The sequence below is a fragment of the Taibaiella chishuiensis genome, from assembly GCF_003014535.1.
GTDB lineage: Bacteria > Bacteroidota > Bacteroidia > Chitinophagales > Chitinophagaceae > Taibaiella > Taibaiella chishuiensis.
The window spans coordinates 853330-866539 of sequence record NZ_PYGD01000001.1 but is presented as its reverse complement, the minus strand read 5'-3'; the positions used below and the strand labels follow the sequence as shown (position 1 = coordinate 866539).

Here is a 13210-nt window from a genome sequence, read left to right as displayed (position 1 = left end):
AACTCCGCGCTACTCCTCTCCCCTTCTTTTAACGAGGTACATGAGGCGTAAGGAAACCACGTTGTTGAATTGCTCGTTGCGCCCGCCGTACATACTGTTGTTGTTACGGATCGAAACCAGCGAGTACTGGAAGCGCGGACTGAGGAAGAATCCTTTATACAAGTGTACATTGCCGGTCAGTACAAAATTGAAATCGAACTTCCGGAAGGGCAATGCATTTTTCAGGATCACGCCGCCGCCGTTATCGATCAGCTCTTCGCTGGAAGCCAGGTAACCCACCGAAAAGCCGGCCCCGAAGCCTGTTTTTCTTGAACCCCGGTAAAAGTTAAGCTGGATGGGCACTTCGGCGTATTGCAGGTTAATGTCCTGGCTCAGTACGCCGGTATTGGGAATCGGTGTTTTGCCCTTGGATCCCTTCTGGGTAAAGGAAACCTCCAGGCTGAGGGCCAGGGTACCATCGAGCGGCATATTTTCCATATAACCGAAAGGCAGATAGATGATACCGCCGCCGTTAAAGCCGATTTTGCTATAACCGCGGTAACCGTCGCCGTCGACCTGGGTAAAATTGAGGCCGCCAACCAGGCCGGCAACAAAATTGTTGTATTCTTCGTTATAGGCCTGCGCAACGGTCCTGGCAGTGGCTGTGGATAATAGTATCGTTACGATTGCGGCTATTTTACTAATTTTAGCCCATATTCGGGCTGGAAATACCGGGATACCATGCTGTTCTGACGAATCCATAAACGGAGGCATAAGACAAAAATGTTAATGTAATGACCCGGTTGCCTGTAAAACGCGCCCAGCCTTAATTCAAAATAAACGTAAAAATGAGCTTCAAATATACACCAAACACACTAAAAAAACTGGAACAGCTTTTCGAAGAAGCCCGTTACCGTGTGCGGTACGAAAAGGGAAATTTCAATTCCGGCTTTTGTGTGCTCGAAGATCGCCGGATCGCGGTAATCAACCGCTTCCTCAATGTGGAAGGCCGCATCAATGCGTTGATCGAAATATTACCCACGCTCGTGGTCAATGAGGAGGAGCTGAGCGGGGAAATGCAGAAATGGTACCGGCAACTGATCGAGAACCCCGGCACCGAAGGCAGTCAATCCATTCAAACCCAAATCGACATTTAAGCGTGGCAAAGATCACATTTCTGGGAACCGGCACTTCGCAGGGGGTTCCTTTTATAGGTTGTACCTGTGCGGTATGCAGTTCCAAAGATCCGAGGGATAACCGGCTGCGTTCCGCTATCTGGGTGCAGTCGGAGGAGACCAGCGTCGTAATCGATGCCGGCCCCGACTTCCGCTACCAGATGCTGCGCGCCAGGGTACCCCGCATCGATGCCATCGTGTTTACCCACGGTCATAAAGACCATGTGGCCGGGCTGGATGATGTACGGGCCTACAATTACTGGCAGAACGAGGGCATAGACCTATACGCCGATCCCAATGCAGAAGAGATACTGCGCCGCGAATTTCATTATGCCTTCAGCGGCGTTAGCTATCCCGGTATACCCGTACTCAACATACGTCCTATGACCGGCGCGCCTTTTATCATCGGCGACCTGGACTTTATACCGGTAAAAGTACTCCACTACAAACTCGATGTGTACGGTTACCGCATCGGCGACTTTACCTATATTACCGACGCCAACTATATAGCGCCCGAAGAGATGGATAAAATACGGGGCAGCCGTTTCCTGGTACTGAATGCCTTGCGGCACGAGACCCACATCTCTCACTTTACGCTGGAAGAGGCCATAGCCATAGCCCGCGACATAGGCGCCGAACGCACTTATTTTACCCATGCCAGCCACCAGCTGGGCCTGCATACCGAAATCGAAGCCGGCCTGCCCGATGGCATGTTTATGGCATACGACGGGTTGGTACTCGATATCGACGAAAAGGCTTAACGATAAACCCCTAATTCTTAAATACGAGCGTTTGTACCTGCTACTGTATAACCTGGGCCTGTTGTTGTATTCGCTCGCATTGCGGATGGCGGCGCCGTTTAACCCCAAGGCCCGCAAATTTATAACCGGCAGGCAGGCGATCTTCAGCAAAGCAGCCGCCGCACTTGCCGGCGAAAAACGCGAACGCATATGGATGCATTGCGCTTCGCTGGGCGAATTCGAACAGGGCCGCCCCCTGCTGGAACAGATCCGTGCAGCGCACCCTGAGGTCTGTATCATCCTTACCTTCTTTTCCCCTTCAGGTTATGAAGTACAAAAAAATTATGCCGGCGCCGATCATGTATTTTACCTGCCGCTCGATCATGCAGCGCATGCCCGGCGTTTCATCGCCATCCTGCAACCGGCATGTGCCCTGTTCGTGAAGTATGAATTCTGGTACCATTACCTTAAAACCCTTTCCCGGAAAGGTATTCCGACGATCCTGTTCTCTGCGATATTCCAGGAGCGCCATCCGTTTTTTAAATGGTATGGCAGCCTGTATCGCAGTATGCTGGCCTGTTACGACCGCATTTTCGTACAGGACGAAGCATCGTTGTCGCTCCTGGCAGGTATTGGCATAAAGACGGCTGCCATTGCAGGCGATACCCGCTTCGACCGGGCTGCAAAGATTCTCGAAACACCCCGCACCTACAGCCAGGTAGCGGCACTGAAAGGCGACAGCCGGCTTATTGTTGCGGGCAGCACCTGGACAGAAGACGAACAGTTATTACAACAAGCCTTATCGCAGTTACCCGCGGGTTATAAATTGCTGATCGTACCCCACGAGGTAGATCCGGGGCATATTACAGCAATCCGTAGTTTATTCGGGCATATAGCCGGCCTTTGGGAAGACCCGGATATTGCAGAGAAGAGCGTAGGCATTGTCAACAGCGTAGGACAGCTCTCCTACCTGTACCGGTATGCTGATGTGGTATGGGTGGGCGGCGGGTTTACCAAAAGCGGTATCCACAATATTATAGAGCCGGCGGTATATGGCCTGCCGGTGCTTTTCGGGCCCAACTACAGCCGCTACCGCGAGGCCGTGGATATGATAGCCCGGCAAGCTGCGCAGAGTACGGCCAATGCAGCGGGGCTTATAGCCTGTATGTACGATGAGCAAAGGCTTACAGCGCTGGGCGCCCATGCCCGGCAATATGTGCAGGAGCAACTGGGCGCCACAGCCACTATTATGGCCTACCTGGAAGAGAGGTACTGTTTTACCAGGGAAAGGAAACTCTGAACCGTATCGTCTTCTTTATCCCACCGGTTCTTCTGGGCCGGGTAAGTCTGTAGCCAGTTATAAGCCTCTTCATAATTATCGAAAAGCCGGAGCTGGTCCAGCGTTTCTTCATAATCCGTTTTATTATTGGCAAAGAGTTCGTTCAGGAAAAGGTATTTATCGTTAATGCCGATCGCCCCCCGTATATCTTTGCGCAATGACGGCTCTTGGGGCACCTGGACAGGAGCCGGCAGGGGCGCAGTTTCCACCTCGGGCAGCACGATATCTTCGACCGGGGTATTCACAACAGGATCGTCTTCTGCCAGCACATCTTCGATCTCCATGGTATGCGCAGGCCGGGGTGCAGGTGGTTCAAAGCTGATCGCTGAAGCATTATTGTGCAGCACTTCTTTTACCATTTCCGCTTCCACTTCTTCTTTCTCCAGGCCGGCGATCGTTTCGGCAGGTATTGCTTCAACGTCAGGCACAGCGGCACTTTCAGCTCTTTCCACCGGATCGGCCGCGAGCTGCGGTTCCGGTTGCGCCGGTACTGTCCCTGTTTCCGGGTCAGCTGAGGTTATGCCGGGCTCCGGTTGCGTTTGTTCAGGTTGTGCTGCAGGCTCATCTGCGGCAACCGGGGCTTGCGCGGGTGTTGGTTGCGCAGGCGCTTCAGTAGTGTCCGCTTCAGGCGCGGCAGTGGCGGCAGATGTTGTTACTGGCGGTTCTTCTTTAAAACGTTTACGCCATTCCAGCAGGTCGGCATACATTACCCGGGTATAATCGAGCATCAGGTCGATATCGATACCCGTTTTTTCATGCCTGCTGTAATACACTTCCTGTATACGGCGTAATACATTTTCAATACGTTCCATATGTCGGTTCAATTTGTAATGCTAAGGTATTGTATTCCCATCCAACAAGCACTCCGGCAGGATTTAAATTATTGCCAAAGCATTAAATAGTGCCGGGAATCGTTAAAAAACACGAACTTTAAGCCTCGTTTCATTGCTCTATTCCGGTTGCTGTACCGGTTACAACAATTGGATTATGAAAAAATCAGCCTTTACAATCTTATGTTTACTGATGGCTATGGCCTTTAACAGGGCCGGGGCGCAACCCCTGGCCGTAGGCGCCGTTGTAGACGATATCAAACTCAAAACCATTTACGGCGACAGCGTATCGTTATATAGTTATCTCGACCAGGGTTATACCGTACTGATCGATATCTCCGCCACCTGGTGCGCGCCCTGCTGGTATTTCAGGCAGAGCCATATTGCCGAAGACCTCTACAAACATTACGGACCCAACGGTACGGTTCAACCGGGCAGGATAATGGTTTGGTTTATCGAAGGCGATAATACGACCACGAGCGCCGACCTGGCTGGCAATACCGGCGCGAGCCAGGGCGACTGGGTTACCGGCGTCGATTATCCCATTATCGACTATCCCAACTTCACACCGGTTATCCACTTTCTCCAGCCCGGGGCTACCTCTATTGCCTTTCCTACCTTCCTGCTGATCTGTCCTAACCGGAAAGTGATCTTTAATGCGGAAGGCTTTTCACCCAACTGGACCGAGGCCTATTTTGTAGAAAGGATGAACGACTGTCCGCCCGGCATGACCGGTATGGACCAGGTTTTCAAGACCACCGAACTCAGCCTGTCGCCCAACCCCGCCCGTAGCCAGCTCAACATCGTAATGGACCTGCTCGTCGCTACGGATGCCACTTTCCGTGTTACCAATATCATGGGCCAGGTTATATCCGGCAAGACTGCCGCCCTGCAACCAGGCAGGCAAACCGAACAGCTGGACATCAGCAGCCTGCCACCGGGCATGTATGTGTTATCGGTAAGCACAAGCAAAGGTGTATTGCAGCAGAAGTTTGTTAAGCAATAAGCTGCGTCCTGCTTTATAGACCGGGCGCCGCCTACACGTCCTGCACGACGGCAAAGCAACAGCGGCTGCATCATTTTTTATTCCGATACTTTTAATTTTTTCGTTCCCCGCGCGCTGCTCTTCAGCACTAAAGCGCTGCCGTAATAACCCTGCAGCCGGCCATAACAAACGCCGGGCAACAGGCGACTTAAACAACAACCATGAAATACCCGATTGCCTTTTTCTGTTGCCTGATCCTGGGCGCCTCCTGCGGAGATAAAAAAAACACGGCCGACCATGCTGCTTACCATAACCCGATGGTACAGCCCTATACCGATTCCATAGACGCCCATCCCGAAATCGCCACCTGGTATTTTGAACGGGCCAAGGCGCTTTCCAGCGTCAACGAAGATTCGCTTTGTCTTGCCGATCTGCAACAGGCGGTAAAGCTCGACAGTCTTAACCCGCAATACGTACAGGCCCTGGGCAATATCTACCTTGAACTGGAGCAACCGGCCCAGGCCATTACCGCTTTCCGTAAAAACCTGCTGTTAAGTCCCGGCGATGCCCGCGTACGGCTGTTGCTGAGCAAAGCTTACCTGGAAAACAAAAATGAAGCGGCCGCCCAGCAGGAAGTAGAGAAAGTGTTGGCCGCAGCCCCCAATTACCCCGACGCGCTGTACTGGCAAGCCAAAATAAAATACGTACAAAAAGATACGACCGCAGCCATCAACCTGGTCAAACAGGCCCTCGCGATCGACAGCGGTTATTACCAGGCCGCCTACCAGCTGGCCGACTGGTATGCCAGCGTAGATATCAAGGCGGCTATACCCCAGTACGAAAAAACCTTCCGTATGGACACCCTCGATGTAAGCCCGCTGTTTGAGATCGGCGAGCTGTACAAACAGCGTCAGCAACTGCAACAGGCCAAAGAGGCTTACCGCGTCTGCATTCTGAAAGATCCTGATTATACCGATGCTTATATCGAAACGGGCAAAATACTGGCCCTGCAGGATTCTACCGAAAAGGCGCTGCGCCAGTTCCTGCTTGCCATACAAACCCGGCCCGGCAGTGCGGAGGCTTATTTGAATAAGGGCCTCTGTTACGAAAAGCTGAAACAACGCGACAGCGCCATTGTGGCCTTACGCCAGGCCCTGGTATTCAAGCCCGGTCTTAAAGCGGCGCAGGAAGCCTTGTTGCGGCTTAAATAAATGAATAGCCCCGCTTATAAATGTATAAATAAAAGAGCAAGCCCTTTACCGGACTTGCTCTTTGTTATGAGTAACGTTAGGACGCTATTGCAGCAACCTTAGTTTTGTTTGGTTACCTTACCGATCGCCCTGCGGTCGCCGGCATTTACTTCCACCATATAAATACCTGCGTTCAATGCGGCGATATCTAAAGCAAAGGGACTGGTATTGCCCGCCTGTACTTTTCCGAAGTCTTTACGCAGCACTTCACGGCCGGTAAGGTCGCGTACTACAGCCTGTACATTTTCTGATTTTTCCAGGTTGATGCTGAAGGTTACGCGGCTGCTTGCAGGATTAGGATAAAGGCTGAGGGCTTCTTTGGCGCCGTTGCCCAGGTCGAAAATACCGGTGCCTGCTTTTTTCTTCACTTTGATCGGGTTGCAGCTCTGGTCGTTGCCCGCTACCGCATCGGTATACGTAACTTTTGCCCATACCGTATCTGTTCCGTTCATGCGGAAAATGATATTTTGCGCCAGCAGTTTTACGCAGAAGTTCGCACTGATATCTTCGGCGCCATCATTTTTCCAGGTTGCGATCTTACCCAGGTCGATGGTAGTAGTACCGCCTGAAGCAACCGTTTTACCGGTAATGGAGAGAATATTTTCGCTGGCGCTCATCTGGTAGTATATCGTATCGGTTGGCGCTATGGCTGCAGGACCGTTATTCTTGATATCGAACTTTAAGATACAATCGTCGCCGATATTAAAAACGGCATTGGCGGCCGGTGTAACGAGGGTTACACCCAAATCGCAGGATTTAGGCGTTTGTGCAAATGCGCTGACGCCGGATACAAGACTTAAGCCGGCAATCAACAGGGATTTTGTAAATTTTTTCATGTTTTGTTCTTTTTTAAGATAAGCCACAATGATAGTCATATATTATGACAGGTTTACCGGGGGCGAAAAGCGCAAGGTTTTAAGCACGAAAACAAAAATCAAAATATCATATAATTTTTCATCAACACAAGTCAATATAAATAAATTATTAATTTTCGTATTAAAATGCAAAATAGTGCAACTATGTTATTCATTACAAAATAAAAACAAATAATGTAAATTCACATTAATTTAATACCCGGAAAAATAACATCTGTTCGGCTTATATTTTCCGGATCAAAAACAGGGGATTTTAAATAGTTATCGTAGTCGTACTTTATTGTAATTAATTATAGCTATTTTACATTATTTATCTTTAATTCACATTTAAATACCTCGCTTTCGCCGGGAAAAAGAAGGTATAATTTGTTCCCTGCCCCTGCCCTTCTATACCGTAATGCCCCGCCAACACCTGCTTATCGCCTCCAGGCACTGTACATCAGGATAAAACCGTAACTTTGCGGCTCATTTTTAACCTCCAAAAGACAGGAAGGTACACCATGCCAGTGTTACACAACCGCATCTCCAACGAGGAACTGAAAGCCCGTATGCTTGCCGAAACGGAAAAGCGTACTACAGTTTCCTTTTACAAATACTTCCGGATCGCAGATCCGCAGGCATTCCGCGATAACCTCTACCGCCAGTTCGAAGCCCTTAAAGTATTTGGCCGTATCTATATAGCCCAGGAAGGCATTAACGCCCAGGTCAGCATACCGGAAAGCAATTACGATGCATTCCGCGACACGCTCTTTGCTGCCGCGCCCGAGCTGAACGGTATCCGCTTAAACATCGCGGTGGAAGATGATGGTAAATCGTTTTGGGTATTGCGTATGAAGGTGCGTAAACAGATCGTGGCCGACGGGATCGAAGATCCGGATTTCGACCCTTCGCGCGTGGGGCGCTATCTTAAGGCCGACGAGGTTAATGCCATGATCGGCGACCCCGGTACCGTGTTTGTGGATATGCGTAACCATTACGAATACGAAGTAGGTCATTTTGAAAATGCGGTGGAGGTACCCTCCGATACCTTTCGCGAACAGTTGCCTATGGCGCTGGACATGCTCAAGGAAGATAAGGACAAGAACATCGTGATGTACTGCACCGGAGGTATCCGCTGCGAAAAGGCCAGCGCCTACATGCTGCATAACGGGTTCAAAAATGTATTCCATGTCGAAGGCGGCATTATCGAATATGCCCGTAAAGCCCGCGAACAAAACCTGCCCCTCAAATTTATCGGCAAAAACTTTGTGTTCGACGAAAGGCTCGGCGAACGCATTACGGAAGATATCATAGCCCAGTGCCACCAATGCGGCAAACCCTGCGATGTGCATACCAATTGCAAAAACGACGGCTGCCACCTCCTGTTTATCCAATGCCCCGATTGCGCACAGCAATACGATGGCTGTTGCAGCGAGGCCTGCACCACCGAACATCACCTGCCCGAAGAGGAACAACGCGCCTTAAGGGCCGGCAGGGAAAACGGCATCAAAATTTTTAATAAATCCAAAGACCACCCGCTGCGCAAACACCGGGATGCCTGGAAAGAAGAACGCTTGGCCGGGAACAACCCCCGGCCCGGCGATCCACAAAATAAATAATTATGGATACCTTATTACTGGACCTGCTTACTGCGAAAACCCAGGGAGATTACCAGGCCTTTCTATACGATTGCGATGGCACACTGGCCGACAATATGCAGGCCCATAAAGACAGTTATGTAACCACAGCCGGCGAATTCGGCTTTACCCTGGACCCTGCCCTGATCGACGAACTGGCCGGCTGGCCTACCGTAGCCGTAGTTGCGGAAATGAGCCGCCGCTACCAGGTAGCTATCGATGAGGTTGCCTTTACGCAACGCAAAGGCCAGATCTTTTTCGAAAAATATATCGAACATACGCAACCCGTCGGCTTCGTGGTGGAACACTTGAAACAACATGCCGGCAAAGTAAAGATCGGCGTGGTATCGGGCGGCAGGCGGCATACGGTAGAGCGCACCCTGAACGTACTGGGCATTATGCCCCTGGTCGATACGATTGTCTGTGCAGGTGAAACGCCGCAGGGCAAACCCTTCCCGGATCCCTTCCTGAAAGCAGCACAGGACCTGGGTGCAGACCCCGCGAAATGCATGGTATTCGAAGACGGCGTGCCTGGTGTACAATCGGCTATTGCCGCCGGTATGCAAGCCATACGCATCGATCATATCGGGGCTGAAACGGTCTAAGAACGCATCCGGCGCTTTAAATTAAAATTAGCATTTCCCCATCCCAAAGCCTATTTTTGCCATCATTTGAAATAGAATAATGTCTGCAACAGCACAACAACCGTCTGCAAAGAAAAAAAATAAAACAGGGCAAAGGCTATTGGCTATTATCGCGGTATTACTGCTCGTAAATATCGCCGCCTATTATTTTTACGGCCAGATCGATCTTACCCAGGACCGTCGTTATACCATTACCCCGGCTACCCGGAATATGTTACAACACCTGGACAACCGGGTAGAGGTCCAGGTATTCCTTACCGGCGATGAATTGCCGGCTGCCTTCCAGAGCCTGGCCCAGAGCACCGAAGACCTGTTGCGCAACTTCCGCGACATCAGCAACAATAAAGTCGATTACCATTTTACCGATCCGCTGGGAAAAGACACCTCGGCGCTGGCCACCCTGGCCCAGTTCCGGATGACCGGCATACCGGTAACCATCAATGCCGGCAAAAAAGGCACTACGCAGAAGATGATCTTTCCCTGGGCCCTGGTGACTACGATCGATGCCACCGGAAAAGCCACCGCTTATCCTGTATTCCTGCAGGAAACCAATACCCAGAATGTATCCCGTACCCTGCTCAACAAATCGGTGATCCTGCTGGAGTACAACCTGGCTAACGCCATACACCAGATCTCGAAAAAGGAAAAGCCGGCGGTAGCCTACCTTACCGGCAATGAAGAAGAATTCGGCTACAGCATCTGGAGCGCCTTTAATACCCTGGGGCGTTATTATAATATCGATACGTACAACCTGCAACAGGCGCCCGTTATACCTGTCCGCTACAAAACCGTGATCATCAACAGGCCGATGAAAGCCTTTACCGATGAAGATAAGTTTAAGCTCGACCAGTATGTTATGAACGGCGGCAGCCTCTATATGAATATCAATGCGGTGAGCGGATCGCTGGACAGCTTCCGCAGCGCGCCGCGCTTTAATGCCATGCCGGTAGAGCTGCAACTCAATGATCTTTTATTCCACTATGGCGTGCGGGTTAATCCCAACCTGATCGAAGATGCGGTAGACTTTGCCGGTATCCCGCTGGCAGCACCAGGCAGCCAGGGCGCACCCGAGATCAGGCCCTGGGTTTACTTCCCCGTGTTGAAGGCCGGCAGCGAGCACCCCATCGTTAAAAACATGGGCGGCATCCTGTCGCGTTTCGTAAGCAGTATCGATACCAATACCAACGATGCCGCTATCCGGAAAACCATACTGCTGGCCTCTTCCAGGTATAGTAAAATCGAAGCGGCGCCCCTGCCCGTTATCCTCGAAAGCGCTATAGAAGATGTACGCCCCGCTACCTTTACCAAAAGGAATGTGCCGGCAGCCGTATTGCTGGAAGGGCCATTCCGCTCATTTTATGCCGGGCATGTACCCCAAAGCGTGCAGCGCTTTGCCGACTCCCTGCACCTGCAGGTAGTGCCCAGGGTAAAAAGCCCGGGCAAAATAATTATCGCAGGCGACGGCGATCTTATGGTCAACGAGGTATCGGCTAAGGAAGGTCCGCTGGAACTGGGTATTTACCGCTACAGCGACTATAAGTTCGACAACAAAAGTTTTCTGTTAAACAGCATAGAATACCTGACCGATCCTGATAACCTGCTGGAAGCCCGTACCCGGAACATCGACAACCGGATCCTCGATCCGAAGCGGGTAGAACAGGAACGCAGCACCTGGCAGTTTGTAAACATCGGTATACCCATAGCCCTGATCCTGGTACTGGGCGCCGTGTTCTTCTTTATCAGGAAAAAGAAATACGCCTGATCATAAACAATAAACAGGCCGGTACACCCGGAATCAAAATAGTATACGAAATGGAAAAAAAGCAAAGGCCCCCGGTTTATTACAGCGAATACCTGCAGCTGGAAAAGATCCTGAATGCCCAGCAGCCCGAAAGTGCTAAAGAAGGCATCCGCGCGGATGATGAGATGCTGTTTGTGATCATTCACCAGACCTATGAGCTCTGGTTCAAACAGGTACTGCACGAACTCGATATCGTACGTAATGTATTCCGCCAGGATAATGTACCCGACAATTCGCCGGATATCTATAACTCGGTACACCGCCTCAAACGTATCTGCTCGATCCTCACGATACTGGTAGACCAGATCAGCGTGATCGAGACCATGACGCCATTGGACTTCCTCGACTTCCGCGACCTGTTGCGCCCGGCCTCGGGTTTCCAGAGTATACAATTTAAAATGATCGAAGCCGCACTGGGCCTCAATTACGAGCATCGCTTCGGCCAGGAGTATTACCTGTCGCAGCTGAACCAGGGCGATATAGACCGTGTAAAAAAAGCAGAGGCCGAAGAGTCGCTGATCGTATTGCTGAATAAATGGCTGGAACGTATGCCCTTCTGCAAGGATACCGTATACTGGGACCTTAACGAAGAGCATCAAGCCACGGACCACCCCTTCTGGCTTGCCTACCGCAAGCAGTATGCCGATGGCCTGCAGCCTGCGGAGCAGCAAAACCTGGTCAGCTTCGACGCTATTTTCATGAACGAAAAAGACTACCCCAAAGAGCGCAGGCTGAGCAGCCTGGCCAGCAGGAACGCCTTCTTTATCATGTTGTACCGCGACTACCCGCTGCTGCAATTGCCTTACGAATTACTGAGCACCCTGCTGGAGATCGACGAATTGCTTTCGCTCTGGCGTCATCGCCATATCCATATGGTACAGCGTACCATCGGCAAACGGGTAGGCACCGGCGGCAGTACCGGCGCGGGCTACCTGAAAGCAGCCGCCGACAGCCATGCCATTTTTAAAGAGATTGCCGAACTCACCTCTTTCCTCCTGCCCAGGCATGAGCTGCCGCAATTGCCGGCTAAACTGGAAAACGAACTGAGTTTCAGAAGACCTTAATCAAAAAAGTAAGGGAACATGTTCCCGGAATAGATACCTCATAATAAAGGCCGGCTGTATGCTTACAGCCGGCCTTTACTTTATCTTTCCTGCATCCCGTTTAAGGGGCAGTTACCTGTTTGCGTTGTACCACCTGGGCCGAGAAGTAACCCAGCGCGCCATTGTCGATATTGGACACGGGGTTGGCGGGCGAAGCACTGCGGTTGGTACCGGTAGCGCCCTGGTCCATGCTGAACCAGTATTTATACGTTGCCGCATCGATACACTGCATTTCCACGGTTATTACATCGCCCGGGTTGATCAGCTTTATATCATTGTCGTCGGAAAAGAAGTACAGGGTAGAGTTAAACAGTTTACCATCGCTCAGGTCGTCGTCCATTACGAAAATGCCTTTGCTTCTTTTGCCATTCACATACTGGATAAAACGGTAAAAGTTTTTCACGCCGGCCGGGTCCTGGAAGATCACGTTTGCAAAGATCTCTTCATCCTGGAACATTTTCATTTTAGTAGTATAAACACTGTCCAGGGTTACCTTTTGCGGCATTAAGGAAGTAGCGTTATAGGTCTGTCCGCCGGTTACTACCTTCAGCCTGTACGTGGCGCCGTTCTGGCCTTTGAGGGCGGGTGCCTCGTAAACACCGGCCGAGGTTTCATTAAGCGTAGTGGTATTACCGGAAGCATCTGCAATGGTTACCACCGCCCCGCCGATACCTGCAAAGCTGTTGTCGTCATTAAAGTTTTTAGTCTGCGATACCTTTACCTGGCAACCGCCCGCCTGGTCGGTAAGTACGGCATCGATCACTATTTTTTTATCGGCCTGGTCGAGCTTTACGTCGATCACTTTTTCGCAGGAACTGAAAGCGAATACGATCGAAACAAGCGCCAGTATAGAAAGCAAATATCTCATTGGAA

13 protein-coding genes are annotated in these 13210 nt (G+C 50.9%); 9 read left to right on the top strand and 4 right to left on the bottom strand.

Going from position 1 to position 13210, the window contains the following annotated elements:
- Window positions 1-9 precede the first annotated feature (9 nt).
- Complete coding sequence (locus B0I18_RS03615; RefSeq protein WP_181358325.1) at window positions 10-741, bottom strand: outer membrane beta-barrel protein; 732 nt, start codon at window positions 739-741, stop codon at window positions 10-12.
- A gap of 86 nt (window positions 742-827) precedes the next feature.
- On the opposite strand from B0I18_RS03615, the gene B0I18_RS03610 reads away from it, so the two are divergent.
- From B0I18_RS03610 to B0I18_RS03600, 3 genes are read left to right on the top strand one after another with little or no spacing between them, the layout of a single operon-like run.
- Window positions 828-1136 (top strand): hypothetical protein, encoded by a 309-nt coding sequence (locus tag B0I18_RS03610; protein WP_106521272.1) that lies wholly within the window; start codon window positions 828-830, stop codon window positions 1134-1136.
- A gap of 2 nt (window positions 1137-1138) precedes the next feature.
- Window positions 1139-1915 carry an MBL fold metallo-hydrolase gene (locus B0I18_RS03605; RefSeq protein ID WP_245882043.1) on the top strand — a complete coding sequence of 259 codons (777 nt, stop codon included), beginning with the start codon at window positions 1139-1141 and terminating at the stop codon, window positions 1913-1915.
- 31 nt (window positions 1916-1946) lie between these two features.
- Window positions 1947-3194, top strand: coding sequence for a 3-deoxy-D-manno-octulosonic acid transferase (locus B0I18_RS03600; protein ID WP_181358324.1), 1248 nt, complete (start codon window positions 1947-1949; stop codon window positions 3192-3194).
- Here B0I18_RS03600 and B0I18_RS03595 read toward each other — a convergent pair.
- Window positions 3149-4045 carry a hypothetical protein gene (locus B0I18_RS03595; RefSeq protein ID WP_106521269.1) on the bottom strand — a complete coding sequence of 299 codons (897 nt, stop codon included), beginning with the start codon at window positions 4043-4045 and terminating at the stop codon, window positions 3149-3151. The genes B0I18_RS03600 and B0I18_RS03595 overlap by 46 nt on opposite strands.
- Window positions 4046-4220: 175 nt before the next feature.
- Between B0I18_RS03595 and B0I18_RS03590 the strand changes: the two genes are divergently transcribed.
- Both B0I18_RS03590 and B0I18_RS03585 read left to right on the top strand, forming a co-directional pair.
- Window positions 4221-5069, top strand: a complete 849-nt coding sequence (locus B0I18_RS03590; RefSeq protein WP_146146643.1) for a T9SS type A sorting domain-containing protein — start codon at window positions 4221-4223, stop codon at window positions 5067-5069.
- 200 nt (window positions 5070-5269) lie between these two features.
- Window positions 5270-6259 (top strand): tetratricopeptide repeat protein, encoded by a 990-nt coding sequence (locus B0I18_RS03585; protein WP_106521267.1) that lies wholly within the window; start codon window positions 5270-5272, stop codon window positions 6257-6259.
- 98 nt (window positions 6260-6357) lie between these two features.
- Here the strand turns inward: B0I18_RS03585 and B0I18_RS03580 are convergent, their stop codons facing one another.
- A complete protein-coding gene (locus tag B0I18_RS03580; RefSeq protein WP_181358323.1) occupies window positions 6358-7134 on the bottom strand; it encodes a T9SS type A sorting domain-containing protein in 777 nt (258 codons plus the stop codon).
- A 539-nt stretch (window positions 7135-7673) separates the two neighbouring features.
- Between B0I18_RS03580 and trhO the strand changes: the two genes are divergently transcribed.
- The 4 genes from trhO (at window position 7674) to B0I18_RS03560 (ending at window position 12298) form a co-directional block, all read left to right on the top strand.
- Window positions 7674-8771, top strand: a complete 1098-nt coding sequence (gene trhO, locus B0I18_RS03575; RefSeq protein ID WP_106521265.1) for an oxygen-dependent tRNA uridine(34) hydroxylase TrhO — start codon at window positions 7674-7676, stop codon at window positions 8769-8771.
- Between the two features lie 2 nt (window positions 8772-8773).
- A complete protein-coding gene (locus tag B0I18_RS03570) occupies window positions 8774-9394 on the top strand; it encodes an HAD family hydrolase (protein WP_106521264.1) in 621 nt (206 codons plus the stop codon).
- A gap of 139 nt (window positions 9395-9533) precedes the next feature.
- Window positions 9534-11195, top strand: a complete 1662-nt coding sequence (gene gldG, locus B0I18_RS03565; protein WP_181358322.1) for a gliding motility-associated ABC transporter substrate-binding protein GldG — start codon at window positions 9534-9536, stop codon at window positions 11193-11195.
- A 50-nt stretch (window positions 11196-11245) separates the two neighbouring features.
- Window positions 11246-12298 carry a tryptophan 2,3-dioxygenase family protein gene (locus tag B0I18_RS03560; RefSeq protein ID WP_106521262.1) on the top strand — a complete coding sequence of 351 codons (1053 nt, stop codon included), beginning with the start codon at window positions 11246-11248 and terminating at the stop codon, window positions 12296-12298.
- Between the two features lie 100 nt (window positions 12299-12398).
- On the opposite strand, the gene B0I18_RS03555 is transcribed toward B0I18_RS03560, so the two are convergent.
- Window positions 12399-13205 (bottom strand): DUF4249 domain-containing protein, encoded by an 807-nt coding sequence (locus B0I18_RS03555; RefSeq protein WP_106521261.1) that lies wholly within the window; start codon window positions 13203-13205, stop codon window positions 12399-12401.
- Window positions 13206-13210: the final 5 nt, after the last annotated feature.